The organism is Streptomyces alfalfae (assembly GCF_004127445.1).
Taxonomy (GTDB): Bacteria; Actinomycetota; Actinomycetes; order Streptomycetales; family Streptomycetaceae; genus Streptomyces; species Streptomyces alfalfae.
The window spans coordinates 193,046-219,436 of the sequence record NZ_QEXM01000045.1 but is presented as its reverse complement, the minus strand read 5'-3'; the positions used below and the strand labels follow the sequence as shown (position 1 = coordinate 219,436).

Here is a 26,391-nt window from a genome sequence, read left to right as displayed (position 1 = left end):
GAGTCAGCTGTCGGGGATGTCGGCCTTGGCGCGCACGAGTGTCTCCCTCGTGACGATGACGATGCGCTCGTAGTTTCCCCGGGAGGCGTCCGGAGGGAGTTCGGCATCGAGTTTCGCGGTGGCGTCTGTTCCGATCACCGCGAAGCTTCCGTCGGACAGTTCGAAGATATCCGGGCAGTTCTGTCCGGACACGCTGCCTCGCGCGCGGGGAGAAGCGCCGATCCGACGGATGATGTGGCTCACTGTTTTCCCTCTGGTCTCAAGCTGACGCACTGACACTGAGACTGACCGGGCGTCCTTGTGGGCAAGCCTCGACCGGCGGCGTGGAGCGTCGGTTTGGGTGGGGCGATTTCCTGCGCGGTCCGCGCAGTCAGCGGCCCAAGTTGGCATTAAGTGAACGATCGATGCCACTCCTGGTTTCTCACCCGTCCGCGTGATGTCCCGGAAGGGTGTGACGAGGGCTGCGCGGAGAGGGAGGGGCGCCGGTGGCGGGACGGGGCGGGGGAGCGTGCCGCAGTCTCGCGGGACCACTGCGAACTGCGGCTTTCCCTCTCAGGTCTCTCTGCTCGGCGGCTCGCCGATGACCCACCACTCGTCGATGTCGGCCTCCTCCAGTTGCCTCAACAGGTCGTCCACCAGATGTCCGAGCTCGGCCTCGTCCGAACCGTTCGCGATGGTGGCCCGATGGTGCCTGCCCGCGTTCCAGTACTCCCGGACGATCGGGTTCTGGAAGATTCCGCGCACGAATCCGAAGAACTCATCGCGGTCGATATTGCCGACACGGTGGTAGAACAACAGATTCGTGTACAGGGCGTTGGCGAAGAGGTACTGGCGGTGTCGCTGCGGAGTGACGTCCTCTTCGTAGGTGTTCAGGACTTCGGCCAGGTCCTCGTCGTCCATGGCTTTGCTCAGGAGTTCCCAGTGGAGCCGCTGTTGCACGGCCAGGTTGGCGTCGTGCTGGTTGTGTGCGGCCTGTTCCAGTTGTTCGAGCCGAAGGCGCAGCGCGTCAATGATGTGGCGCTGCGCGGTCAGAGCGCCGATGGCTCCCGCCACGAGGCCGAACCCGGCCGCCACGGCGGGCCGGAGGCTTCCGGCGGCGATTCTTATAGTGAGCATGTCAACCCCCGATTTAGGCGACCGTCCGCCGGTCGTCGGGGTGCGGGTCGACAGGGAGCGGACCGGCGAGCGATGGGCGTGCGCTTGCCGCCTCCCAGGGTGCCGAGCGGCTCTGATCGACGGGGGAGGCGGAGAGGAGGCGCACGGAAGGAAGCGGTGGTCGCACATCCCGACGCCGTGCCCAATGTGTGCCCCGCGAGCGCCGCTAACAATCGTTCACTTCGAGGCATCTCCACGCGCACGTGACGCCGCTTTTCCACGCGCATCCATGTGACTCGCGCGCCGCGCATATCCTGGCTTCGTCTTATTCGTCGTACGGAATTCATTGACGTCCGTACGAGTGTCGGTGCGAGGGGCCCACGGTTGTGAACAAGCGGCAGATTCCCGTCGTCGTCCTCGCCGGGTTCCTCGGATCCGGCAAGACCACCCTGCTCAACCATCTGCTGCACCGCAGTGGCGGCACCCGTATCGGGGCGATCGTCAACGACTTCGGATCGATCGAGATCGACGCCATGTCGGTCGCCGGGCAGCTCGGTGACTCCACCGTCTCCCTCGGCAACGGGTGCTTGTGCTGTGCCGTGGACGCGAGCGAACTCGACGAGTATCTGGAGCGGCTGGCCGGGCCCGCCGCCGGGATCGACGTCATCGTCATCGAGGCCAGCGGGCTCGCCGAGCCGCAGGAGCTGGTCAAGATGGTGCTCGCCAGCGAGAACCCGCACATCGTCTACGGGGGGCTCGTCGAGGTCGTCGACGCCGCGGAGTTCGACGCGACGCGGGAGCGGCACCCCGAGGTGGACCGGCACCTGGGCATCGCCGATCTCGTCGTCGTCAACAAGACCGACCGGGTGCCGGGGGCCGAGCGCGAGCGCCTACTCGACGTCGTCCGTGGTCTCGCCGGGCGCGCGGCCGTCGTCGCCGCCTCGTACGGGCGCGTCGACGTGGAGCTGTTCTTCGACCGTGCGCCCGTGGGGGAGCGGGTCGGGCAGCTCTCCTTCGACGATCTGCGGGACGACGACGCGACCGCCGACCGGGCCGACGGCGCGAGCGTCGCCCAGGACGGCGACGCGGTCGTCCTCCCGGGCGAGCGCGCCGAAGGCGGGTGCTCCGGGCACGCCCCTCACCTGCACTCCGCCTACGAGAGCCTGTCCTTCGCCTCGGAGGCGCCTCTTGACCCGCGTCGCCTCATGGCCCTGCTCGACAGCAGGCCCGAGGGGCTCTACCGCATCAAGGGCCACGTGGACTTCGGCGCCTCCGACCCGCGGAACCGGTACGCCGTGCACGCCGTCGGGCGGTTCCTGCGGTTCTACCCGGAGCCCTGGGCCCCGGACGAGCCGCGGCTGACCCAGCTCGTGCTCATCGGGTCGGGAATCGACGTGGCAGGTCTGGAGAAGGGCCTCGACGCCTGTCGCGCGGACGCCCCGCACACCGCTGACGAGCAGGGCATGTGGGGCGTGCTGCGCTACGTGCAGGAGGACGAGGAGACGGCGGAGGCCGACCCGGAGGCGTAGCGCGGCCACACCGGTCGGCCACCGCCGCCACCGGCTATGCCGGCCCGGCGACCGCCGCCACCGGCTTCGCCAGCGAGACGCCCGAGCCGTCGCGGCGCGGGTCGATCTCCGGCAGCGTGGCCGGCGTGCCGTTGCGCTGTGCCGCCTGCGGGGGCGTCGGGCCCGCCCAGGCGAAGCTCAGGCAGTCCTCGCCCTTCAGGAACCGCTGGACGCGCACACCGCCCGTCGCGCGGCCCTTGCGCGGATACTGGTCGAACGGCGTCAGCTTGGCCGTGGTCTGGACGGAGTCGTCGAGCGTGCCGCGCGATCCCGCCACCGTGAAGACGACCGCGTCCACCGCCGGGTCGACCGCCGTGAAGGAGATGACCTTCGCCCCGGCGGCCAGCTTCACGCCCGTCATGCCGCCCGCGGGGCGGCCCTGGGGACGGACGTGGGAGGCCTGGTAGCGCAGGAGCTGGGCGTCGTCCGTGATGAAGACCAGGTCCTCCTCGCCCGTGCGCAGCTCGGCCGCGCCGACGATCCGGTCACCGTCCTTGAGGGTGATGACCTCGAGCTCCTCCTTGTTCGAGGGATAGTCGGGCACCACCCGCTTGACCACGCCCTGCTCGGTGCCGAGGGCCAGTCCCGGGGACGACTCGTCGAGGGTCATCAGGCAGATGAGCTTCTCGTCCTTCTCCAGGGGGAGCAGCTCGGAGACGGGCGCGCCGCCGGAGAGGTTGGGCGCGCTCATCGTCTCCGGGAGCTGCGGGAGGTCCACCACGGAGAGGCGCAGGAGACGTCCCGCGGACGTGACCGCGCCGACCTCGCCGCGCGCGGTGGCGGGCACCGCGGAGACGATCACGTCGTGCTTGACGCGCTTGGTGCCGTCCTCGCCGAAGGGGTCGCCGTTGGCCGTGCGGGCCAGCAGGCCCGTGGACGACAGGAGCACGCGGCAGGGGTCGTCGGCGACCTGGAGGGAGACCGTGGCGGCGGGGGAGCCCGCCGACTGCAGGAGCACCGTGCGCCGGTCGGTGCCGAACTTCTTGGCGACCGCAGCCAGTTCGGACGAGACCAGCTTGCGGAGCTCCGCGTCCGAGTCGAGGATTCCGGTCAGCTCGTCGATCTCGCCGTTCAGCTTGTCGCGCTCGGACTCCAGCTCGATGCGGTCGAACTTGGTCAGGCGGCGCAGCGGCGTGTCCAGGATGTACTGCGTCTGGATGTCGCTCAGCGAGAAGCGCTCGATCAGGCGCTCCTTGGCCTGCGCGGAGTTCTCGCTGGAGCGGATGAGACGGATGACCTCGTCGATGTCCAGGAGCGCGACGAGGAGGCCCTCGACCAGGTGCAGGCGGTCGCGCTTCTTGCCGCGGCGGAACTCGCTGCGCCGGCGCACCACGTTGAAGCGGTGGTCGAGATAGACCTCGAGGAGTTCCTTGAGGCCGAGGGTGAGGGGCTGGCCGTCGACCAGCGCCACGTTGTTGATGCCGAAGGACTCCTCCATCGGCGTCAGTTTGTACAGCTGCTCGAGGACGGCCTCCGGGACGAAGCCGTTCTTGATCTCGATGACCAGACGCAGGCCGTGCGAGCGGTCGGTGAGGTCCTTGACGTCGGCGATGCCCTGGAGCTTCTTCGAGCCGACCAGGTCCTTGATCTTGGAGATGACCTTCTCGGGCCCCACGCTGAAGGGCAGTTCGGTGACGACGAGGCCCTTGCGGCGCGCCGTCACGTTCTCCACGGTGGCCGTGGCGCGGATCTTGAAGCTGCCGCGGCCCTTCTCGTACGCGTCCCTGATGCCGGTCAGGCCGACGATCTTGCCGCCGGTGGGCAGGTCGGGGCCCGGCACGTACTTCATCAGGGTGTCGAGGTCGGCCCCCGGGTGCCTGATCAGGTGCCGTGCGGCGGCGATGACCTCGCCGAGGTTGTGCGGGGGCATGTTCGTCGCCATGCCGACCGCGATGCCCGAAGCGCCGTTGACCAGGAGGTTCGGATACGCCGCCGGGAGGGCGGACGGCTCCATCTCCTGACCGTCGTAGTTCGGCTCGAAGTCGACCGTGTCCTCGTCGATCGACTCCGTCATCAGGGACGTGGCGTCGGCCATCCGGCACTCGGTGTACCGCATGGCGGCCGGCGGGTCGTCGTTCCCCAGGGACCCGAAGTTGCCGTGGCCGTCCACCAAGGGCAGGCGCATCGAGAAGGGCTGGGCCATGCGCACCAGGGCGTCATAGATCGACGCGTCGCCATGGGGGTGCAATTTACCCATGACCTCGCCGACGACACGGGCACACTTCACATAGCCGCGGTCGGGGCGCAGGCCCATCTCGTTCATCTGATAGACGATCCTGCGGTGCACCGGCTTCATGCCGTCGCGGGCGTCCGGCAGGGCGCGGGAGTAGATGACCGAATACGCGTACTCGAGGAAGGAGCCCTGCATCTCGTCGACGACGTCGATGTCGAGGATCCGCTCCTCGAACGAGTCGTCGGGCGGCGGGGTCTTCGTGCTGCGGCGGGCCATCGCTGCTGCGGCTCCTTCACCAAGCAAGTGCGGGTTCTGACGCCGACCATTGTGGACCGTCCCACTGACAACGCCGACCACGACCCGTGCGCCGGTGGCGTCGAAAGGCGACTACGCCGTGAGCGGACCGGGAACTTCGTGAGGTGTCGGCACGCTGCATACAGTGGCGGGACTCGCAGCAATTCTGCAGATTCAGCGATCGAAGGGACGTACATGCCCATGGGTCACACGGCCACAGCCGAGCCCGGCTCCGGCGGCCTGACAGCGACCGAGCACCGGCTGGCCAACGGCCTGCGCGTGGTGCTCTCCGAGGACCACCTGACCCCGGTCGCCGCGGTGTGCCTCTGGTACGACGTCGGCTCGCGCCACGAGGTCAAGGGACGCACAGGCCTCGCTCACCTTTTTGAGCACCTCATGTTCCAGGGCTCGAAGCAGGTGTCGAACAACGGCCACTTCGAACTGGTCCAGGGCGCCGGCGGCTCGCTCAACGGCACGACGAGCTTCGAGCGCACGAACTACTTCGAGACGATGCCCGCCCACCAGCTGGAGCTGGCCCTGTGGCTCGAGGCCGACCGGATGGGCTCGCTGCTCTCCGCGCTCGACGAGGAGTCCATGGAGAACCAGCGGGACGTCGTCAAGAACGAGCGCCGCCAGCGCTACGACAACGTGCCCTACGGCACCGCCTTCGAGAAGCTGACCGCCCTCTCGTACCCGGAGGGCCACCCGTACCACCACACGCCGATCGGCTCCATGGCCGACCTGGACGCGGCCACCCTGGAGGACGCGCGCCAGTTCTTCCGCACGTACTACGCGCCGAACAACGCCGTGCTCTCGGTCGTCGGCGACATCGATCCGGAGCAGACGCTCGCCTGGGTCGAGAAGTACTTCGGCTCCATCCCCTCGCACGACGGCAAGCAGCCCCCGCGCGACGGCTCCCTTCCCGAGCGCATCGGCAAGGAGCTCCGCGAGGTCGTCGAGGAGGAGGTCCCCGCCCGCGCCCTGATGGCCGCCTACCGCCTCCCGGAGGACGGCACGCGCGCGTGCGACGCGGCCGACCTGGCGCTGACCGTCCTGGGCAGCGGCGAGTCGTCGCGGCTCTACAACCGGCTCGTGCGCCGTGACCGCACCGCCGTCGCCGCCGGGTTCGGCCTGCTGCGGCTCGCCGGCGCGCCCTCGCTCGGCTGGCTCGACGTGAAGACCTCCGGCGACGTCGAGGTCCCGGTGATCGAGGCCGCCGTCGACGAGGAGCTGGCCCGCTTCGCCGCGGAGGGCCCCACTCCGGAGGAGATGGAGCGCGCCCAGGCGCAGCTGGAGCGCGAGTGGCTCGACCGGCTCGGCACGGTCGCGGGACGCGCGGACGAACTGTGCAGGTACGCCGTCCTCTTCGGTGACCCGCAGCTCGCCCTCACCGCCGTCGGGCGCGTCCTCGACGTCACCGCCGAGGAGGTCCAGGAGGTCGCCAAGGCCCGCCTGCGGCCCGACAACCGCGCGGTGCTCGTGTACGAGCCCGTGGCCGCCGGAGGGGCCCGGGAGACGGCCGCCGACGGTACCGAAGAGACCGCCGCCGGCGAGACCGAACAGGACGAGGAGGCGGCGAAGTGACCGAGGCCGCGACCATGCAGTTCCACCCGCAGCCACAGCCCGGCACGGCCAAGCCGTGGGCCTTCCCCGCCCCCGAGCGCGGTGCCCTGCCCAACGGCCTCACCGTGCTGCGTTGCAACCGCCCCGGCCAGCAGGTCGTCGCGGTGGAGGTCCACCTGGAGGCTCCGCTTGAGGCCGAGCCGCAGGGCCTCGACGGCGTCGCCACGATCATGGCGAGGGCCTTCAACGAGGGCACGGACAAGCACTCCGCGGAGGAGTTCGCCGCCGAGCTCGACCGCTGCGGCGCCACCATGGACGCGCACGCCGACCACCCCGGTGTCCGCGTCTCCCTCGAAGTGCCCGTCTCGCGCCTGCCGAAGGCGCTCGGACTGCTCTCCGACGCCCTGCGCGCCCCCGCCTTCGCGGACAGCGAGATCGAGCGCCTCGTGCGCAACCGCCTCGACGAGATCCCGCACGAGGCGGCCAACCCGGCGCGCCGGGCCGCCAAGGAGCTCTCCAGGCAGCTCTTCCCGGCGAGCTCGCGCATGTCGCGCCCGCGCCAGGGCACCGAGGAGACGGTCACCGCCATCGACTCGGCGGCGGTGCGCGCCTTCTACGAGAAGCACGTCCGCCCGGCGACGGCCACCCTGGTGATCGTCGGCGACCTGCGGGGCGTCGATCTGGACGCGATGCTCGCGGACACCGTCGGCACCTGGACGGGCAGCACGGCGGAGCCGCGCCCCGTACCGGCCATCACCGCCGACGACACCGGCCGCGTGGTCATCGTCGACCGCCCCGGAGCCGTGCAGACGCAGCTCCTGATCGGCCGCATCGGCCCGGACCGGCACGACCGCGTCTGGCCGGCCCAGGTCCTCGGCACGTACTGCCTCGGCGGCACCCTCACCTCCCGTCTCGACCGCGTCCTGCGGGAGGAGAAGGGCTACACCTACGGAGTGCGCGCCTTCGGCCAGGTGCTGCGCTCCGCCCCGGACGGCTCGGGCGCCGCGATGCTCGCCATCAGCGGATCGGTCGACACGGAGTCCACGGGCCCCGCGCTCGAAGACCTCTGGAACGTGCTGCGCACGCTCGCCGCGGAAGGCCTGACCGACGCCGAGCGCGACGTGGCGGTGCAGAACCTGGTGGGCGTCGCCCCGCTCAAGTACGAGATGGCGGCCTCCGTGGCGGCCACGCTCGCCGACCAGGTCGAGCAGAACCTCCCGGACGACTACCAGGCCCGGCTCTACCGGCAGTTGGCCGCCACCGGCACCGTGGAGGCCACCGCGGCGGTCGTGAGCGCCTTCCCGGAGGACCACCTGGTGACGATCCTCGTGGGCGACGCCGCGCGCATCGAGGAGCCCGTCAGGGCCCTCGGCATCGGTGACGTGAGCGTCGTCTCCGGCTGAGCGGAGTCAGGACATATCAGGACCCCGGTGGCCGTTTCGGTCGCCGGGGTCCTCATATGTCCGAATTACTACGGAGGTTGCCTGTCTGCCGTGTGGCGTGCGCTACAAAAGAGGCGTTCTGTTTGTCGTTCGAAAGACGACACGTTTAGCGTCGGTCCGGCTGTCCGTCACGCAGTACGCCGCAGCCGCGGCACCGGGCAGTCATCGCCGAGTCCCCGTACGGCGCGAGCCAGGGGAGCCGGGGACCCACACGTCCCTTGGGGTGAATCGGGAACCTTGCCGCAGGGCGAGGGACTCGTAGGAGACCTTCCTGCTCCGAACCCGTCAGCTAACCCGGTAGGCGAGAGGGAAGGAAAGGATCAGCCGCTTCATGGCGTTCACCCGTGCCACCGGGAAGCACCGTCGTCCGAGCCGCCTCACGCGCACCACGGCGAATGCCGCGGGCGTCGCCGCGCTCACCACCACCGGTGTCATCGGAGGCCTGGCGGCCCCCGCGCTCGCCGCCGCTGACGACGCGCCCATCGAACACACCGGGCTCACCCAGGCCATCTCCGTCGGTGACTCGCTCGCCGCGAGCGTCGACGCGCAGGCCGCCGCCCAGCAGCAGGCCGCCGACGCCGCCGCCGCGGCCAAGAAGGCCGAAGAGGCCGCCAAGAAGAGGGCCGCCGAGGAGAAGCGCAAGGCCGAGGCCGAGGCCAAGGCGAAGGCCAAGAAGGAGCGCGAGCAGAAGGAGCGCGCCGCCCGCGAGGCCGAGCGCAAGCGCCTGAACACCTACGTCTCCCCGATCTCCGGCTCCTACGTCTCCACGGGCTACCAGACCGGCGGGGCCATGTGGTCCTCCGGCAGCCACACCGGCGTCGACTTCCACGCCGCTTCCGGCACCCCGGTCCACGCGGTCGGCTCCGGCACCGTCGTCGAGGCGGGCTGGGGCGGCGCCTACGGCAACAACGTCGTCATCAAGATGAACGACGGCACGTACACCCAGTACGGCCACCTGTCCTCCCTCGGCGTCACCGTCGGCCAGACGGTCACCCCGGGCCAGCAGATAGGCCTCGCAGGCTCCACGGGCAACTCCAGCGGCCCGCACCTGCACTTCGAGGCCCGCACGGGCGCGGAGTACGGCTCGGACATCGACCCCGTCGCCTACCTCCGCGCGCACGGCGTCAACGTCTGACCGACGCGACCCACGTCGTACCGAAAGCCCCGGCTCACGAAAGAGCCGGGGCTTTCGCCGTATGACCAACAGAGAGGGGCGTGGAGGGGCCGGAGAGGCAGGCGGTGCGCTGTGCGCGCGCCAAGGCGCCCCACGCGCCGCGTGAGCCCAACGCCGAAGGGCCCACCCCGTGTCAGGGTGGGCCCTCCGGTCGGTGCTGCTCGGGTCAGACCGTCTCCGGGAGCTCCTCAAGGCCCTCGGCGACGAGCTTGGCCAGACGGTCGAGGGCGGCGTCCGCGCCCTCGGCGTCGGAGGCGAGGGTGATCTCCTCGCCGCCCTGGGCGCCGAGGCCGAGCACCGCGAGCATCGAGCCGGCGTTGACCGGGTTGCCGTCGGCCTTGGCGATCGTCACGGGGACGCCGGCGGCCGTGGCCGCGCGGACGAAGATGGAGGCGGGTCGGGCGTGGAGGCCCTCGGCCCAGCCGACGTTGACGCGGCGCTCAGCCATGTGTTGCTGCCCTTCCAGGTGTTTCCAAGTTGTCTAGACCAGTGTCTCATGTCGACACGGGTGCTCTGCCGACCGTACGCCCTGGTCATCCGACGGGCTGTCCCGCGGTCGCCGGGCTCTCAGCCTGCCAAGGTCCGAGCGGCCCCGCGACCCGTACCCTGGCACCATGCAGACCCCGTCGGATCAGTCGGATCAGCAGGAGCGGCACGACTACCCCGCGCACTGGGAAGCCGATGTGGTGCTGCGCGACGGAGGCACCGCCCGGATCAGGCCCATCACGGCCGAGGACGCGGACCGCCTGGTCAGCTTCTACGAACAGGTCTCGGACGAGTCGAAGTACTACCGGTTCTTCGCGCCCTACCCCCGCCTCTCCGCCAAGGACGTGCACCGCTTCACCCACCACGACCAGGTCGACCGCGTGGGTCTGGCGGCGACGGTGGGCGGCGAGTTCATCGCCACCGTGCGGTACGACCGCATCGACGAGCGGGGCATGGCCGCCAGCGCCCCCGCCGACGAGGCCGAGGTCGCCTTCCTCGTGCAGGACGCCCACCAGGGCAGGGGTGTGGCCTCCACGCTCCTCGAACACATCGCGGCGGTCGCCAGGGAGCGCGGCATCCGGCGCTTCGCGGCCGAGGTCCTGCCCGCCAACACCAAGATGATCAAGGTCTTCACGGACGCGGGCTACCAGCAGAAGCGCAGCTTCGAGGACGGCGTCGTGCGCCTGGAGTTCGGCCTTGAGCCGACCGACCGCTCGCTCGCCGTGCAGCGCGCCCGCGAGCAGCGTGCCGAGGGCCGGTCCGTGCAGCGCCTGCTGACGCCGGGCTCGGTCGCGGTGATCGGCGTGGGGCGGACCCCCGGCGGCGTCGGACGCAGCGTCCTGAGCAACCTCCGCGACGCCGGGTTCGCCGGGCGCCTGTACGCGGTGAACAGCGCCTTCGACGAGGGCGCTCGCATCGAGGGCGTGCCCGCGCACCGCTCCGTGACCTCCGTGGCCGAGCCCGTCGACCTCGCCGTGGTCACCGTGCCCGCCGACCGTGTGCCGCAGGTCGTCGCCGACTGCGGCGAGCACGGGGTGCAGGGGCTCGTGGTGCTCTCCGCCGGGTACGCGGAGAGCGGCGCCGAGGGGCGCGAGCGGCAGCGCGAACTGGTGCGCCAGGCACGTTCGCACGGAATGCGCATCGTCGGCCCGAACGCCTTCGGCGTCATCAACACCTCCCCCCGGGCGCGGCTCAACGCCTCGCTCGCCCCGCAGTCGCCCGCGCGCGGTCGCATCGGTCTGTTCACCCAGTCGGGGGCGATCGGCATCGCGCTGCTCTCCGGACTGCACCGCAGGGGCGCGGGCCTGTCCACGTTCATCGGCTCCGGCAACCGGGCCGACGTCTCGGGGAACGACGTCCTCCAGTACTGGTACGAGGACCCGGACACCGACGTCGCGCTGATGTACCTGGAGACGATCGGCAACCCGCGCAAGTTCACCCGCCTCGCCCGCAGGGCCGCGACCGCCAAGCCGCTCGTCGTGGTCCAGGGCGCCCGGCACAGCGGAATCGCGCCCACCGGGCACGCGGTGCAGGCCACGCGGCTGCCGCACGCCACGGTGTCGGCCCTGCTCCGCCAGGCGGGCGTCATCCGCGTGGACACCGTCACGGAGATGGTCGACGCCGGGCTGCTGCTCGCCGGGCAGCCGCTGCCCTCGGGGCCGCGGGTGGGCATCCTCGGCAACTCCGAGTCGCTGGGGCTGCTCACGTACGACGCCTGCGTCGCCGACGGGCTGCGCCCGCTGCCGCCGCGCGACCTGACCACGGGGGCCACCCCCGCCGACTTCCGGGCCGCGCTCGCCGAGGCCCTGTCGGACGACGGGTGCGACGCGGTGATCGTCAACGCGATCCCCTGGGTGCGCGAGGACAAGGTCGCCGCCGACCCCGAGACGCTGGCCGGCGAGCTGCGTGCCGCCGCCGCGGGATGCCCGGCGAAGCCCGTGGCCGTGGTCCACGTGGAGCTCGGCGGCCTCGCCGAGGCCCTGGCCGCCGCGGCGAGGACCCGGCCCGACGCCCCTGCCGCGCCCGCCGCGGGCGGGACCGAGGACCCCGCGCCCGCCCCGGCGGCCGACGCCGCCCCGGACGCCGAGGGCGCCGAGGAGGCCGCAGACGAGGCGCGCTCCCACCGCATCCCCGCCTACCCCGCAGCCGAGCGCGCCGTCCGCGCCCTCGCCGAGGCCGTCAGGTACGCCCAGTGGCGCCGCGAGGCGGCCGAACCCGGCAAGGTGCACGAGTACGACGACATCGACGAGAGCGGGACCGCCGACCGCATCGCGGAGCTGCTGGCGCGCGGGGAGGACCGTCGCGGCCTGACCCTCGCCGCCGCCGACGCCCACGAACTGCTCGGGCGGTACGGCGTCCCCGTACGCGAGGCGCTGTCCGCTCCGGGCCCCGACGAGGCCGTGGAGGCCGCGCGCTGGCTCGGCTACCCCGTGGCCCTGAAGACCACCGCCCCGCATCTGCGCCACCGTGCCGACCTCGGCGGGGTGCGGCTCGACCTCGCCGACGAGGAGCAACTGCGACGGGCCTATCAAGAGTTGATCGACCTGTTCGGAAAGCCGGCCGAGCTGCGGCCCGTCGTCCAGAAGATGGTGCCGCGCGGCGTCGACACCGTCGTGCGCGCCGTCATCGATCCGGCGGCCGGAGCGGTGCTCTCCTTCGGCCTCGCGGGCGCCGCCTCCGAACTGCTCGGCGACACCGCGCACCGGCTGATCCCGGTCACCGACCGCGAGGCGGCCTCCTTGGTCAGGTCGATCAGGACCGCCCCGCTCCTCTTCGGCTGGCGCGGCTCGGCCCCCGTCGACACCCCCGCGCTGCAGGAACTGCTCCAGCGGGTCTCCCGCCTCGTCGACGACCACCCGGAAGTGGTCGGCGTCTCCCTGGAGCCCGTGGTCGTGGCCCCGCGCGGACTCTCCGTGCTCGGCGCGTCGGTCCGGCTCGCACCGCCGCCCGCCCGTGACGACCTGGGCCCGCGGACGCTCCCCGGCTACTGAGGGCGCTTCCCGGCGCCGGGCCGCCCCACGGGGGCTCATGGGCCCCTCGCCGGGCCGTAGGATGGACGGCATGGCAAAGACCGGTACGACGACCCAGGGGCTGCGCGCGGCGATCGAGCGCAGCGGCTACTACCCGGCCCTCGTGGCCGAGGCCGTGGAGGCCGCCATCGGCGGCGAGGCCATCGGGTCGTACCTGGTCCACCAGGAGACGACGTTCGACGCCAACGAAGTGCGCAGGCACGTCACGGTCCTCGTGCTGACCGGCACCCGCTTCATCGTGAGCCACACCGACGAGCAGGCGGCGGACGGCACGTCCCCGACGCCGTACGCGACGACCTCCACGGAGTCGGTCAAGATCGGCCGGATCTCCTCGGTCGTCCTCAGCCGCGTCGTCGCCAACCCCGAGAAGTACGTGCCCGGCACCCCGCCCCGCGAGGTCGTCCTGACCATCGGCTGGGGCGCGGTCTCCCGCATCGACCTGGAGCCCGCGGCCTGCGGCGACCCCAACTGCGAGGCCGACCACGGGTACACCGGCAGCTCCACCGCCGACGACCTCAGCCTGCGCGTCAGCGAGGCCGGTGACGGCCCCGACGCCGTGCGCCAGACGCTCGCCTTCGCCCAGGCCCTGTCCGAGGCCACCGCGGAGACCGCCCGCTGATGTCGCTGCCCGCCTGGGACGACGTGGAGCCGCTCGCCCTCGACACCGCCCCCGTGCCCGCGTACGGCTCGGGATCGCTCGCCGACCTGCTGCCCACGCTCGTCGCCCACCAGGGCGTGCCGGGCCACGCGCCGGCCATCGCCGAGATCGCCCCCGCCGACCGCAACTGCGTCTTCCTGATCGACGGCCTCGGCTGGGAGCAGCTCAAGGCGCACCCCGCGGAGGCCCCCTTCCTCAGCTCGCTGCTCGCCGGCTCGCGCGGCGGCACGGGACAGCCGATCACCGCCGGTTTCCCCGCCACCACGGCGACGTCGCTCGCCTCGGTCGGCACGGGGCTGCCGCCGGGCGTGCACGGCCTGCCCGGCTACACCGTCCGCGATCCCGCCACCGGCGAGCTGATGAACCAGCTCCGCTGGAACCCGTGGACCGACCCGCACGCGTGGCAGCCGTACCCCACCGTCTTCCAGCAGGCCCACGAGGCGGGGGTGCACACCGCCCAGGTCTCCGCCCCCGGCTTCGAGCACACCCCGCTCACGAAGATCGCCCTCAGCGGCGGCACCTTCCGCGGCAAGCTCTCCGGCGAGGACCGCATGGACCTCGCCGCCCAGCAGCTGGCGGCGGGGGACCGGTCCCTGGTCTACACGTACTACGCGGAGGTCGACGGCAAGGGCCACCGGTTCGGTGTGGACTCCGACGACTGGCGCGGCCAGCTCATGTACGTCGACCGGCTCGCCCAGCGCCTCGCGGAGCAGCTTCCGCCGCGCAGCGCCCTGTACGTCACCGCCGACCACGGCATGCTCGACATCCCCTTCGACGAGCGCTCCCGCATCGACTTCGACGAGGACTGGGAGCTGCGCGCGGGCGTCGCCCACCTCGGCGGCGAGGGCCGCGCCCGGCACGTCTACGCGGTGCCCGGGGCGCAGAACGACGTCCTGGCGGTGTGGCGCGAGGTCCTCGGCGAGCAGTTCTGGGTCGCCTCCCGTGACGAGGCGATCAACGCGGGCTGGTTTGGTCCACACATTGATCAACGTGTGTACGAGCGCATCGGTGACGTCGTCGCCGCCGCGTACGACGACGCCGCGATCATCGCCTCACGACGCGAGCCGAACGAGTCGGCACTGGTCGGCATGCACGGCTCCATGACCCCCGTCGAGCAGTTCGTCCCCCTCCTCGAAGTACGCTCCTGAAGCCCCCACTCCGCACACCTCGAAAGGTCCGCGACCTCCCATGCCCGAGCTGGTGTTCTTCTCCGGAACGATGGACTGCGGAAAGAGCACACTGGCTCTGCAGATCGAGCACAACCGCTCGGCCCGCGGACTCCAGGGAATGATCTTCACGCGGGACGACCGCGCGGGCGAGGGCAAGCTGTCCTCCCGGCTGGGCCTGGTCACCGACGCGATCGAGGCCGCGGACGACTTCGACTTCTACGCCCACCTCGTGGACCACCTCTCGCGCGGCGGACGCGCGGACTACGTGATCGCCGACGAGGCGCAGTTCCTCGCCCCGGACCAGATCGACCAGCTGGCCCGCGTCGTCGACGATCTCGGACTCGACGTCTTCGCCTTCGGCATCACCACGGACTTCCGCTCCAAGCTCTTCCCCGGCTCGCAGCGCCTGGTGGAGCTCGCCGACCGCGTCGAGGTGCTCCAGGTCGAGGCCCTGTGCTGGTGCGGAGCCCGCGCGACGCACAACGCCCGCACCATAGGCGGCGAAATGGTCGTCGAGGGCGCCCAGGTCGTCGTCGGCGACGTCAACCAGTCGCCCGACGAGGTCGGTTACGAGGTCCTGTGCCGCCGTCACCACCAGCGCAGGACGACGGCGGCGACCGCACGCGCGGGCGCCCTCTCGCCCGACGTCCTGCCGGTGGACACCGCCGCCCTCCGCATCTGAGAGAGCCTTTGCTCTCCGAGAGTCCGCGTCAGCCCTCGCGGTCGGAGCGTACGACGGTGAAGACCGCGCCCTCCGGGTCGGCCACCGTCACCATCCGCCCGTAGGCGTCGTCCCACGCGGGCCGGACCACGTGGCCGCCGAGCTCGACGACCCGGTCCGCCGCCTCGTCGGCGTCGGCGACCTCGAAGTACGTCATCCAGTGAGGGCCCGTGTCACGGGGCAGCGCGTCGCCCACGCCGTGCATGGACGCCACCGGACGGCCGTCGACGCACAGCCGCAGATAGTCGAAGTCGGCCGAGACGACGGCCTCCTCGGTGAAGCCGAAGACGTTGCGGTAGAACGGGAAGACGCCGGAGGTCTCCCGGGTCACCAGCTCGTACCAGGCGGGCGCCCCCGGTTCGCCGACCACCGCGGAGCCCAGGTGCCGGGCGGCCTGCCAGAGCCCGAACACCGCGCCCGTGGGATCGAGCGCCACGGCCATCCGCCCCGCCCTGCCCGCCGTGATGGGGCCGACGCCCACCGTGCCGCCGCAGTGGCGCACCGCCTCGGCCGTCGCGTCCGCGTCGTCCGTCGCCAGATACGGCGTCCAGGCGATGGGGAGCTGACGGCCGGGCGGAAGCTGGCCGATGCCGGCCACCTCGTGGCCGTCGAGCAGCGCCCGCACGTAGGGGCCGAGCTGTTCGGGCCCCGGCCGGAACTCCCAGCCGAAAAGCGCTCCGTAGAACTCCTGGGTCGCTTCCAGGCCGTGCGCCATCAGGCTCACCCAGCAGGGTGTGCCGGGTGTGCTCGGACCGGCTCCCGCGCCGTCACGCCGTCCGGCGGACGCCCGTGCCTCGGTCATCGTCACCTTCTCCTCGGCCTTCGTCATGGCCGCTTCGTCTTCGCTTCCGAGCGCGCGGGCCCTTCACACACGCCCGCGCACCGTGCAGATGCTCGCACCACCTGTAGCGCTTCGCGCTCCGGCCGCGCCGCGCCGACGGGTTCCCGCCCCGGCCCGCCGCTCCCGGCCTCCCGCCGAAGGATGCCGTTCCGCGGCCGTCGATCCGCTGCCGCGGCATGTCGGGTCAGTGTCCGCCTCCGGTACGGGGAGTACCAGGTTCCGTACGCCCCGTGTCCGGGCCGGGCCCGGCCGAGCAGGCTAGCCGGACCTTGGCCGCGCGGCCACCCCATGCGCAAGGATGGGCCCATGAACGTCATCATCTCCGCAACCGAACTCGCGAGCGACCTGGAAGGCGAGAATCCGCCGGTCCTCCTCGACGTCCGCTGGCAGCACCAGGGCTCGATGCGCTCCGCGTACGAGGAGGGGCACATCCCCTCGGCCGTCTTCGTCGACCTGGACGCCGACCTGGCGGGACCTCCCGGTCCGGGCGGCAGGCACCCGCTGCCGGACGTGGACCGTTTCGGCGCGGTGATGAGGGCGGCGGGGGTCTCCGCCGACCGGGACGTGGTGGTGTACGACGGTGGCCAGAACTGGGCGGCGGCACGTCTGTGGTGGATGCTGCGCTGGACGGGACACACCTCGGTCCGCGTCCTGGACGGCGGCATCGCCCTGTGGACAGGGCCCCTGGAGCAGGGCGCGGGCAAGGCGCCGGCCGAGGGCTCCTTCGAACCCGCCCCGAACAGCACGGACCACCTGGACGCGGATTCCGCGGCGGCCCTCGCCCGTTCGGGGCTGCTCCTCGACGCCCGCGCGGCCGAGCGCTACCGCGGCGAGGTCGAGCCGATCGACAAGGTGGCGGGCCACATCCCGGGCGCGGTCTCGGCGCCGACCACGGAGAACGTCGAGGCGGACGGCCGCTTCAAGCCGGCCGCCGAGCTGGCCGACCGCTTCAGGTCGCTCGGCGCGGACGGCGGCACGGAGGTCGGCGTCTACTGCGGCTCCGGCGTCTCCGGCGCCCACGAGGTGCTGGCCCTCGCGGTGGCCGGCATCCCGGCGGCCCTGTACGTCGGCTCGTGGTCGGAGTGGTCCGCGGACGGGTCGCGTCCCGTCGCCACGGGCGCGGACCCGCGGTAGCGGTTCGGGCGCACGCGCCGCTGCCCCGCGCCCTCACGGTGCGGGGCAGCCGGCGTACGACCTGCTACTCCTGCTTCTTGCGGCGCGTGCCGAAGACGATCTCGTCCCAGCTCGGCACCGCCGCGCGGCGACCGGGACGCACGCCGTCGGCCTCGGCCTGACGGTCCGTGGAGCCGACGAGACGGTCACGGTGGCTGGCCACCGCGCGCGGCATCAGCACGTCCGCGTAGGCCGCCCCGGCGCCGGCCGCCGCGGGGGGCTCCTCGGCGTCGGCCTCCTGCTCGGGCTCGTCCTGCACGGGTACGGGCGGCAGCTCCGCCGCGGAGGCGACCGAGGGGCGCTCGGGCACGACCATGTCACCGCGGAAGCTCGGCACCGCCTCCAGGAGGCTGGTCAGCGAGTCGCGCTCCTGCTCGGCCACCGCCGAGCCCGCGCCGAGGCCCTCCTCCGGCGGCTCGACGGGGGCCGGAGGCATGCCCGGGCGGTCGATCTGCCGGTCGAGGGCACGGTCGAGCGGCCTGTCGAGGGGACGGTCCCTGGGCAGCCGGGCGATACGCGGCACGAACGGGAAGCTGGGCTCGGGCGCCGCGATGTCGTCGGTCTCGCCGATCAGCGAGCGCGCCTCGTCGTCCACGGCCTGGACGAGCCGCCGGGGCGGGTCGTACGTCCAGCTCGCGGAGTGCGGTTCGGTCGCGACGCGGTAGACGAGCAGGACCTCCCAGGTGCCGTCGTCGCGGCGCCAGGAGTCCCACTGGACGGTGTCCTTGTCGGCGCCGCGCAGCAGCAGCCGCTCCTGGACGGCCTCGCCGAGCTGGGGTCCGGTGTTCTCGCCGGGGCGGCGGACGGGCGTCTTCCGGGCTCGCTCGGCCATGAAGGCGCGCTCCGCGAGGACGGGGCCCTCGAAGCGGCGGACGCGGTCGACGGGGATGCCGGCGAACTGGGCCACTTCCTCCGCGCTGGCGCCGGCACGTATACGCGCCTGGATGTCGCGGGGGCGGAGGTGGCTCTCCACCTCGATCTCGATCTGACCGAGTCGGGGCCGGTCACCGCGGACGGCCGCGCGCAACCGTTCGTCGATCGGAAGCGTGTACTCCGTGCTGTCCGCAGCTTTCAGCACCAGCCGTGTGCCGTCGTTGCTGACGGCCACGACACGCAGTTCGGGCATGGGAACCTCCCGGGTGGTGCCTGCCGACGTCACGTGCGTCGCTGCTTCCGCTAGTCGAGTGTGGCCTGCCCGGGTGCAGCCTGCCACAACCTTGCCGAGTTGCCCGGCGTGTCGGGCATGGGCCCTGGAGCGCCGTTATGTCACGGTTACCCTTTCGCAACGCTAAGTGACGACGTTCGTCACCCTGTGCAGCGAGTCCCCCACCCGGCGGTCCTTGGAGGCCCCGGGCACCCTGGCGGGAGACCGGACCCAGGGCTCGCAACAGTACTCCATTCGGGCCACGCGGGTGGACCGCCGCGCCGCCGAACTTCTCGCAGGGGAAGGGAGTTGAACGCCTTCCCCGTTCCCGCGTTCGTACACATGCGTGGCGCACTTCACGGAATCGCCCGAAACGGAACTAATCACTTCGCCCATACGTCCCTTTCTCGTGCAGTCGGTCGAGAAAAGCGAGGAAGGCAGGCAAGGGGCGGAGATGCGAGAAAAGCCGGATTCCGGCAAGGAGTCGAAGGACCAGGAGGAGCCGGAGGGCAAGCGGCGCCTCGATCTCAGCGTGCCGCAGGTGGCGGGCAGTGCCATAGCCGCGGTCGTGGCGGCGAAGCTCGCCTCGAACCTCGGTGTCTACGGGACGATCCTCGGCGCCGGCGTCGTGAGCGGCGTGGCGACCTGTGGCGGCACCATTTTCCAGCACTTCTTCAAGCGGACGGGTGAACAGATACGGGTCGTGGCCGTCCAGGCCAAGCCCAGGGCGCAGCAGGTTCCCGTGGCCCGGACCTCGTCGGTGCCCGACACTTTCAAGCCACCGGAGACGTCCAAGATCTCCGGTACGTCCGCGACAGCCGGTGCGGATGTGACGTCCGCTACTCCTGTGACGTTCCAGACAGCCGCGCGCCCCGCCGCCACCGGGCCCGTGACCACGACGTGGGGCAGGCCCCGGGACACCGAAGCCGGCACAGACGCCGGCACCGGCGCCGACGAGACCACGGCGCTGCCCGTCCCCGGGGCCGGCGCGACGACGGCCCTGCCCGTGCCCGGCGACGCGGACCCCACGACGGTCCTGCCGCTCCCCGGTGACGCGGACCCCACGACGGTCCTGCCCTCGATCGCCGCGGCGGACGCCGACGCCGAGCGGACCCGGCTCCTCGCCTCCGTCGACGCCACGCGCGCGTTGCCGGCGGACGACGCCACGCGCGTGCTGCGCGCCGGCGCGCAGCCGGGGGCCCCGGGGACGGCGGCTCCCGGGACGGCCGCCATGCCGCCGCTGCCGCCCGACGAGTTCACCGAGGGGACGACGCACCGCGCGCGGGTCCGCAGCTGGAAGCGGCCGCTGATCGCGGCGGCCGTGGTGTTCGGCGTCTCCATGGCCGGCATCACCACGTACGAGCTGGTCTCGGGCAAGGACTTCAGCGGCGGCGACGGCACCACCATCAGCAACCTCACGCGGAACAACCACACCTCTCCGAAGGAGCCGTCCGCGCCCGCCGACGAGCCGACGGGGCAGCCCTCGGACGGCGGCACCCCGGGGACGGGCGAGAGCTCCCCGCAGGAGGACGGCGCGACGCGGGACCCGGAGGAAGGCGGCGGCCAGACGCCCGCCACGGGCGACGGCGCCGACTCGGGCTCCGCCTCCAAGGACCCGGGCAAGGGCTCCGGCGACACCGGCGACTCCAGCGACTCCGGTGAGGACGAGGACACGGGCTCGGGCAGCGGCGACTCCGGTACGGACCCGACGCCGAGCACGGCCCCGACGCCCACCCCGTCCACCGGCACCGGCACGGGCGCCGGCGGCGACGCGCGGGAGGGCGCGACGCCGAGCCCGTAGACGGGTCAGTCGCCGAGGACCCGCCGCAGGTAGTCGTTGCCGAACATGCGGTCGGGGTCGAGGCGGTCGCGCAGGGCCGTGAACTCGCCGAAGCGGGGGTACACCCCGGCGAGGTACGCCGCGTCGCGGGTGTGCAGCTTGCCCCAGTGCGGCCGCCCCTCGTGGGCGGTGAGGATCCACTCGGCGGCCGTGAAGTAGGCCTGGTACGGCGTGCCCTTGTACATGTGGACGGCGATGTACGCGCTCTCCCGGCCCGCGGCCGTGGAGAGCGCGATGTCGTCCGCGGGCGCCGTGCGGACCTCCACGGGGAAGCTGATCCGCAGCCGTGAGCGGTCCACCATGGCCTTCAGCTCGCGCAGGGTCTCCACCAGGGCCTCGCGCGGCACGGCGTACTCCATCTCCGTGAAGCGCACCCGGCGCGGACTCGTGAACACCTTGTACGGGATGTCCGTGTACGTCCGCGCGGAGAGCGCCTTGCTGGAGACCTTGGCGATGCCGGGGATGGTCGCGGGCACGGCCCGGCCGATGGTGTTGACCACCTGGAAGAGGCCGTTGGAGAGGAGTTCGTCCTCCACGAAGGCGCTGATCCGGCCGGGCGGGGCGGCGGGGCCGGGGCCACGGTTGTTGCGCTTGGTGTTGCAGTTGCCGGTGTGCGGGAACCAGTAGAACTCGAAGTGCTCGTTCTCCGTGAAGAGCGCGTCGAAGTCGGCGGTGACCCGGTCGAAGGTCATCGGTTCCTCACGGGCGGTGAGGTAGAAGACGGGCTCCACGGCGAAGGTGATCGCGGTGATGACGCCGAGGGCGCCGAGCCCGACGCGGGCGGCGGCGAAGACGTCGGGGTTCTCCTCCGCGGAGCAGGTGAGGACCGTGCCGTCGGCGGTCACCAGTTCGAGGGCGGTGATCTGGGCGGCGATGGACGCCGAGTCCCGGCCCGTGCCGTGCGTGCCGGTGCTCACGGCCCCGGAGACCGTCTGCTCCATGATGTCGCCCATGTTGGTCAGGGACAGGCCCTCGCGCGCGAGGGCCGTGTTCAGCCGCTTCAGCGGGGTGCCCGCCTCCACGGTGACCGTGCCGCCCTCCCGGTCGATCCGGCGGATGCCGGTGAGCAGGTCCGGGCGTATGAGGAGGCCGTCGGTCGCGGCGACCGCGGTGAAGGAGTGCCCCGAGCCCACGGGCTTCGCCCGGAGACCGTCCTCCTTGGCCCTGCGCAGCGCGTCGGCCAGCTCGTCCACCGAGGCGGGCGTGGCCTCCCTGGCCGGCCGCGAGGTGACGGTGCCCGCCCAGTTACGCCACGTCGCTGTGCTCTTCGCGCTGCCCGTGCCCGTGCTCATGGGTCCCCCTCCGTTGCGGAACCGGCCGCTTCAGCCGGCGATACCCCAAGAACCCGACGACGACCGCGGCGGCTCCGGAGACGCCCGGGACCGCGTACCCGGCGTCCGGGCCCGCGGCGTCGATCACCCAGCCGGCCGCGGAGGAGCCGAGCGCGACGCCGACCGCGAGTCCGGTGCTCACCCAGGTCATGCCCTCGGTCAGTTTCGCGCGTGGTACGTGCTGCTCGACGAGGGCCATCGTCGTGATCATCGTCGGCGCGATGGAGAGGCCCGCCACGAACAGCGCCACGGCCAGGAACAGCAGGTTCCCGACCAGTTGAAGCGGGATCATACTCACGGCCATCGCGCAGACGCCCAGCAGCCACCTGGGGGCCGGGGCGCCCTTGAAGTGCAGCAGGCCGTAGACGGCGCCGGCGAGGCAGGAGCCGAGCGCGTAGACGGCGAGCACCAGGCTCGCCATGGACTTGTGCCCCTCGTCCTCCGCGAAGGCCACGGTGACCACGTCGATCGCCCCGAAGATCGCGCCGGTCGCGACGAACGTGGCCACGAGCACCTGGAGCCCGCCGGAGCGCAGCGCCGAGCCGCTGGTGTGGTGTTCGCGCGGGTGCGGGACGGGCTCGGTCTCCCGCTGGGCCGTCAGCCAGAAGACGCCCACGGCGAGGAAGGCCCCGGCGAGCAGCGGACCCGCCTCGGGGAACCACACCGTGGAGAGACCGATCGAGATGATCGGCCCGAAGATGAAGCAGACCTCGTCCACCACCGACTCGAAGGAGTACGCGGTGTGCAGCTGCGGGGTGTCGCGGTAGAGCACGGCCCAGCGCGCCCTGATCATCGAGCCGACGCTCGGCACGCAGCCGACCAGCGCGGCGAAGAGGAACAGCGTCCAGTCGGGGGCCTCGAACGTGGCGCAGAGCAGCAGCCCGCTGACCGCCGCCAGGGAGACCAGCGTCGCGGGGCGGAGCACCCGGCGCTGGCCGTGCCGGTCCACCAGGCGCGAGATCTGCGGGCCGATCGCGGCGGCGGACAGCGCGACGGTCGCCGAGAGCGCGCCCGCGAGGCCGTACCGCCCGGTCAGCTGCGACACCATGGTCACGATGCCGATGCCCATCATCGACAGCGGCATGCGGCCGAGGAACCCGGCGGTGGAGAAGGCCTTCGTGCCGGGGGCGGCGAAGATGGCGCGGTAGGGGCTGGGCACGTGGACTCCGCTGAGGCGCCGGAGCGGCTCCCCGCGGGGGAGGGGCTCCGGTAAGGCGTAAAGGTGGCCCATACAGCTTACGGCTCCCCGGGCGGGGGCCGCACCGGAATTCCCGGGCGGCCGGCGAGGCCGCCCGTGGTCGGAGCCGCACCGCGGCCCCGGGCGCGTGGCGGCGTCGCACCGGAATCCCCTCGCGTGGCGGCGTCGCACCGCAGCCCCGGGCGGTCGTGGCGGCGCCGCACCTGGAAATCCCGGGCGCGCGGCTCGGGTTCCGGCCGGTCGGCGAGCCCCTTTCCTCGGCTGTCAGTGGCGGGTGGCAGGATCGGCGGTATGTCCGATGCGCTTGACCCCACTCCCTACGACGCCCTGCTGCTGCTCTCGTTCGGCGGTCCAGAAGGCCCCGACGACGTGGTCCCGTTCCTGGAGAACGTGACGCGTGGTCGCGGCATCCCCAAGGAGCGGCTCAAGGAGGTGGGGCAGCACTACTTCCTGTTCGGCGGGGTCAGCCCGATCAACGAACAGAACCGCGCCCTGCTCGACGCCCTGCGCGAGGACTTCGCGGAGCACGGCCTCGACCTGCCGGTCTACTGGGGCAACCGCAACTGGGCGCCCTACCTCACCGACACCCTGCGCGAGATGATCCGGGACGGCCGCCGCCGCATCCTGGTCCTGGCCACCAGCGCGTACGCCTCGTACTCGGGCTGTCGCCAGTACCGCGAGAACCTCGCGGAGTCCCTGGCCGCCCTAAAGGCCGAGGGACTGGAGGCGCCGCGCGTCGACAAGCTGCGGCACTACTTCAACCACCCCGGCTTCGTGCGCCCCATGATCGACGGCGTCCTGAAGTCCCTCGCCGAGCTGCCCGATGACGTACGGGACGGCGCGCACCTGGCCTTCACGACGCACTCCATCCCCGACTCCGCGGCCGACACCTCCGGCCCGGTCGAGCAGCACGGGGACGGCGGGGCGTACGTCAAGGAGCACCTGGACGTGGCCCGGCTGATCGCCGACGCGGTCCGTGAGGAGACCGGCGTCGACCACCCCTGGCAGCTCGTCTACCAGTCGCGCAGCGGCGCCCCGCACATCCCGTGGCTGGAGCCCGACATCTGCGACCACCTGGAGGAGCGGCACCGCGCCGGGGCCCCCGCCGTCGTCATGGCCCCCATCGGCTTCGTCTCGGACCACATGGAGGTCCTGTACGACCTCGACACCGAGGCCGAGGCCAAGGCGGCGGAGCTCGGCCTCCCGGTGCGCCGCTCGGCGACGGTCGGCGCCGACCCGCGGTTCGCCGCGGCGGTCAGGGAGCTGGTCATGGAGCGCGCCGCGCGCGAGAGCGGCACGGCGGTCGCGCCCTGCGCCCTCGGGGCCCTCGGCGCGAGCCACGACGTGTGCCCGGTGGGCTGCTGCCCGGCCCGTGCCCCCAAGCCCGCGGCGGCCGGCGCCGACAGCCCGTACGCGTGAACCAGAGCCCGCAGAGCACGAGGAGCACCATGACGGACCCGCTGAAGGCGCTCAAGGCCGAACTGCTCGACGTCGCCCTGGAGGCCGCGCACCGGGCCGGGGCCTTCCTGCGCGACGGCCGCCCCGCCGACCTCGGAGTGGCCGCCACCAAGAGCAGCGCCGTCGACGTCGTCACCGAGATGGACCTCGCGTCCGAGAAGCTGATCACCGACTTCCTCGCCGAGCGCAGGCCCGACGACGGCGTGCTCGGCGAGGAGGGCGCCAGCTCCGAGGGCAGCAGCGGCGTGCAGTGGGTGATCGACCCGATCGACGGCACGGTCAACTACCTGTACGGCCGCCCCGATTGGTCGGTCTCCGTCGCCGCCCGCAAGGACGGCGAGACCCTCGTCGGCGTCGTGCACGCCCCGATGCGCGGGGAGACCGGCCGCGCGGTCCTCGGCGAGGGCGCCTTCCTCAACGACGAGCCCACGCGCGTGCGCCCCGCGCCGCCGTTCGAGCAGGCCCTGGTCGGCACCGGCTTCGGGTATGTGGCCGAGCGTCGTGCCCAGCAGGCCGAAGTGGCCCGGCAGCTCATCCCGCGGGTGCGGGACATCCGGCGCGGGGGTTCGGCCGCGATCGACCTGTGCGACGTCGCGGCGGGCCGCCTCGACGCGTACTACGAGCGGGGGCTCAACCCCTGGGACTTCGCCGCGGGCGACCTCATCGCCCGGGAAGCGGGCGCGCTGACCGGTGGCCGCCCCGGAGAGCGCCTCTCGGGCGAGCTGGCCGTCGCGGCCCCGCCGGGCCTCTTCCAGGCGCTCCAGGGCCTCTTGGAGGACCTCGGCGCCTGGCACGACTGACCCGGGCCCCATCGGCGGTCCCGGCCCCGCCGGTGGCCCGCGGGCGGGAACGCGAAAGCCCCGGCACCTCGTCCACAGGTGCCGGGGCCTCTCGCGCGGTGGGTCAGGCGTGCAGAGCGTTTACCTCGACGCCGTGCTCGGCGGCCAGGCGGTGGAGATCTTCCAGCTCCGCCTGCTCGACCTCGGCAAGGAAGTCGTCTCCCGTCTCACGGGCCATCGTGAGGTCGGACTCCGTGGCCTTTATGCGCTGCAGAAGACCTGCGGTGAATGCGTCCATGGTTGCGCCCCCTCGGCTGGGTCGTGGGTCGATGGCACGGGGGTGTGCCCTCAAGAAGGGGCGATCACGTCTCTCGCCGCCCTGGAGTAAGCGGTTGGTGGCACGCCACTGACAAAGCGTGATCGCGGGTGTAAGCCCGTCCTCCCCCCGCACGGCCCCGCAGAAACCTCGGCCGCCCGAGAAAATCCCGCCCCTACGGGGGCCCAGGCCGCCTTACAGCCGGTTTATGGCCGAAAGGGGCAGGATGGAGCCCTACCCCCCAGACAGACCTGCCCGCAGGGGCACAGAGGAAGGACAGCGACGTGCGCGTACTCGTCGTCGAGGACGAGCAACTGCTCGCCGATGCGGTGGCCACCGGACTGCGCCGGGAGGCCATGGCCGTCGACGTCGTGTACGACGGGGCGGCCGCCCTGGAGCGCATCGGCGTCAACGACTACGACGTCGTCGTGCTCGACCGGGACCTCCCGCTCGTGCACGGGGACGACGTCTGCCGCAAGATCGTCGAGCTCGGCATGCCGACCCGCGTCCTGATGCTCACCGCGTCGGGCGACGTCAGCGACCGCGTCGAGGGCCTGGAGATCGGCGCCGACGACTATCTGCCCAAGCCCTTCGCGTTCAGCGAGCTGACGGCACGCGTGCGTGCCCTCGGCCGGCGGACCAGCGTGCCGCTGCCGCCCGTCCTGGAGCGCGCCGGGATCAAGCTCGACCCCAACCGCCGCGAGGTGTTCCGCGAGGGCAGGGAGATCCAGCTCGCCCCGAAGGAGTTCGCCGTCCTTGAGGTGCTGCTGCGCAGCGAGGGGGCGGTCGTCTCCGCGGAACAGCTCCTGGAGAAGGCCTGGGACGAGAACACCGACCCGTTCACGAACGTCGTCCGGGTGACCGTCATGACCCTGCGCCGCAAGCTCGGTGAGCCCGCCGTCATCGTGACGGTCCCCGGCTCGGGTTACCGGATCTGAC

At 72.2% G+C, this 26,391-nt stretch carries 22 protein-coding genes and 1 riboswitch; of the genes, 13 read left to right on the top strand and 9 right to left on the bottom strand.

The window, feature by feature from the left end; genetic code table 11:
• Positions 1-3 precede the first annotated feature (3 nt).
• Positions 4-243, bottom strand: a complete 240-nt coding sequence (locus DCW30_RS27860; RefSeq protein ID WP_232626857.1) for a hypothetical protein — start codon at positions 241-243, stop codon at positions 4-6.
• Between the two features lie 309 nt (positions 244-552).
• Complete coding sequence (locus tag DCW30_RS27855; RefSeq protein WP_076684171.1) at positions 553-1,116, bottom strand: DUF6082 family protein; 564 nt, start codon at positions 1,114-1,116, stop codon at positions 553-555.
• A 365-nt stretch (positions 1,117-1,481) separates the two neighbouring features.
• On the opposite strand from DCW30_RS27855, the gene DCW30_RS27850 reads away from it, so the two are divergent.
• A complete protein-coding gene (locus DCW30_RS27850) occupies positions 1,482-2,624 on the top strand; it encodes a CobW family GTP-binding protein (protein ID WP_076684170.1) in 1,143 nt (380 codons plus the stop codon).
• 34 nt (positions 2,625-2,658) lie between these two features.
• On the opposite strand, the gene DCW30_RS27845 is transcribed toward DCW30_RS27850, so the two are convergent.
• Positions 2,659-5,112, bottom strand: a complete 2,454-nt coding sequence (locus DCW30_RS27845) for a DNA gyrase/topoisomerase IV subunit A (RefSeq protein WP_076684169.1) — start codon at positions 5,110-5,112, stop codon at positions 2,659-2,661.
• A gap of 219 nt (positions 5,113-5,331) precedes the next feature.
• Here DCW30_RS27845 and DCW30_RS27840 point away from each other — a divergent pair, with 219 nt between their 5' ends.
• The 3 genes from DCW30_RS27840 to DCW30_RS27830 all read left to right on the top strand — a co-directional run bounded on the left by DCW30_RS27840 (position 5,332) and on the right by DCW30_RS27830 (position 9,270).
• Entirely contained in the window at positions 5,332-6,714 is a 1,383-nt protein-coding gene (locus tag DCW30_RS27840; protein WP_076684168.1) for a M16 family metallopeptidase, read from the top strand.
• Positions 6,711-8,096: a M16 family metallopeptidase gene (locus DCW30_RS27835; RefSeq protein WP_076684167.1), complete on the top strand. Its 1,386-nt coding sequence runs from the start codon at positions 6,711-6,713 to the stop codon at positions 8,094-8,096. The genes DCW30_RS27840 and DCW30_RS27835 overlap by 4 nt, the downstream gene beginning before the upstream one ends.
• 195 nt (positions 8,097-8,291) lie before the next feature.
• A riboswitch (cyclic di-AMP (ydaO/yuaA leader) is annotated at positions 8,292-8,454 on the top strand.
• Between the two features lie 12 nt (positions 8,455-8,466).
• On the top strand, positions 8,467-9,270 hold the full coding sequence (locus DCW30_RS27830) for a M23 family metallopeptidase (RefSeq protein WP_076684166.1): 804 nt from the start codon (positions 8,467-8,469) through the stop codon (positions 9,268-9,270).
• 205 nt (positions 9,271-9,475) lie between these two features.
• On the opposite strand, the gene DCW30_RS27825 is transcribed toward DCW30_RS27830, so the two are convergent.
• Entirely contained in the window at positions 9,476-9,757 is a 282-nt protein-coding gene (locus tag DCW30_RS27825; protein ID WP_062780101.1) for an HPr family phosphocarrier protein, read from the bottom strand.
• Positions 9,758-9,923: 166 nt separating this feature from the next.
• On the opposite strand from DCW30_RS27825, the gene DCW30_RS27820 reads away from it, so the two are divergent.
• The 4 genes from DCW30_RS27820 (at position 9,924) to DCW30_RS27805 (ending at position 15,333) form a co-directional block, all read left to right on the top strand.
• Positions 9,924-12,785 (top strand): bifunctional acetate--CoA ligase family protein/GNAT family N-acetyltransferase, encoded by a 2,862-nt coding sequence (locus DCW30_RS27820; protein ID WP_076684165.1) that lies wholly within the window; start codon positions 9,924-9,926, stop codon positions 12,783-12,785.
• A gap of 70 nt (positions 12,786-12,855) precedes the next feature.
• The gene (locus tag DCW30_RS27815; protein WP_076684164.1) at positions 12,856-13,443 is read left to right on the top strand and encodes a DUF5998 family protein; all 588 of its coding nucleotides are present in this window, start codon (positions 12,856-12,858) and stop codon (positions 13,441-13,443) included.
• Positions 13,443-14,630 carry an alkaline phosphatase family protein gene (locus tag DCW30_RS27810; protein WP_076684163.1) on the top strand — a complete coding sequence of 396 codons (1,188 nt, stop codon included), beginning with the start codon at positions 13,443-13,445 and terminating at the stop codon, positions 14,628-14,630. The genes DCW30_RS27815 and DCW30_RS27810 overlap by 1 nt, the downstream gene beginning before the upstream one ends.
• Positions 14,631-14,670: 40 nt before the next feature.
• On the top strand, positions 14,671-15,333 hold the full coding sequence (locus tag DCW30_RS27805) for a thymidine kinase (protein ID WP_076684162.1): 663 nt from the start codon (positions 14,671-14,673) through the stop codon (positions 15,331-15,333).
• 28 nt (positions 15,334-15,361) lie between these two features.
• Here the strand turns inward: DCW30_RS27805 and DCW30_RS27800 are convergent, their stop codons facing one another.
• Complete coding sequence (locus DCW30_RS27800) at positions 15,362-16,174, bottom strand: VOC family protein (protein ID WP_198505173.1); 813 nt, start codon at positions 16,172-16,174, stop codon at positions 15,362-15,364.
• A 345-nt stretch (positions 16,175-16,519) separates the two neighbouring features.
• On the opposite strand from DCW30_RS27800, the gene DCW30_RS27795 reads away from it, so the two are divergent.
• On the top strand, positions 16,520-17,347 hold the full coding sequence (locus DCW30_RS27795; RefSeq protein WP_062780096.1) for a sulfurtransferase: 828 nt from the start codon (positions 16,520-16,522) through the stop codon (positions 17,345-17,347).
• Between the two features lie 64 nt (positions 17,348-17,411).
• On the opposite strand, the gene sepH is transcribed toward DCW30_RS27795, so the two are convergent.
• Positions 17,412-18,512 carry a septation protein SepH gene (gene sepH / locus DCW30_RS27790; RefSeq protein WP_076684161.1) on the bottom strand — a complete coding sequence of 367 codons (1,101 nt, stop codon included), beginning with the start codon at positions 18,510-18,512 and terminating at the stop codon, positions 17,412-17,414.
• Between the two features lie 472 nt (positions 18,513-18,984).
• Here sepH and DCW30_RS27785 point away from each other — a divergent pair, with 472 nt between their 5' ends.
• On the top strand, positions 18,985-20,331 hold the full coding sequence (locus DCW30_RS27785) for an ICP22 family protein (RefSeq protein WP_076684160.1): 1,347 nt from the start codon (positions 18,985-18,987) through the stop codon (positions 20,329-20,331).
• Between the two features lie 5 nt (positions 20,332-20,336).
• Here DCW30_RS27785 and DCW30_RS27780 read toward each other — a convergent pair whose 3' ends face one another.
• Both DCW30_RS27780 and DCW30_RS27775 read right to left on the bottom strand, forming a co-directional pair.
• Positions 20,337-21,662: a D-arabinono-1,4-lactone oxidase gene (locus DCW30_RS27780; protein WP_076684159.1), complete on the bottom strand. Its 1,326-nt coding sequence runs from the start codon at positions 21,660-21,662 to the stop codon at positions 20,337-20,339.
• Positions 21,616-22,860: an MFS transporter gene (locus DCW30_RS27775; RefSeq protein ID WP_076684158.1), complete on the bottom strand. Its 1,245-nt coding sequence runs from the start codon at positions 22,858-22,860 to the stop codon at positions 21,616-21,618. The genes DCW30_RS27780 and DCW30_RS27775 overlap by 47 nt, the downstream gene beginning before the upstream one ends.
• Before the next feature lie 330 nt (positions 22,861-23,190).
• Between DCW30_RS27775 and DCW30_RS27770 the strand changes: the two genes are divergently transcribed.
• Together DCW30_RS27770 and DCW30_RS27765 are read left to right on the top strand one after the other, a co-directional pair.
• Complete coding sequence (locus DCW30_RS27770) at positions 23,191-24,318, top strand: ferrochelatase (protein ID WP_076684157.1); 1,128 nt, start codon at positions 23,191-23,193, stop codon at positions 24,316-24,318.
• A gap of 29 nt (positions 24,319-24,347) precedes the next feature.
• Positions 24,348-25,157 (top strand): inositol monophosphatase family protein, encoded by an 810-nt coding sequence (locus DCW30_RS27765; protein ID WP_076684156.1) that lies wholly within the window; start codon positions 24,348-24,350, stop codon positions 25,155-25,157.
• A 103-nt stretch (positions 25,158-25,260) separates the two neighbouring features.
• Here the strand turns inward: DCW30_RS27765 and DCW30_RS36900 are convergent, their stop codons facing one another.
• Positions 25,261-25,434, bottom strand: a complete 174-nt coding sequence (locus DCW30_RS36900; RefSeq protein WP_164492989.1) for a hypothetical protein — start codon at positions 25,432-25,434, stop codon at positions 25,261-25,263.
• A gap of 302 nt (positions 25,435-25,736) precedes the next feature.
• Here DCW30_RS36900 and DCW30_RS27760 point away from each other — a divergent pair, with 302 nt between their 5' ends.
• On the top strand, positions 25,737-26,390 hold the full coding sequence (locus DCW30_RS27760) for a response regulator transcription factor (RefSeq protein ID WP_062780089.1): 654 nt from the start codon (positions 25,737-25,739) through the stop codon (positions 26,388-26,390).
• Position 26,391 lies beyond the last annotated feature (1 nt).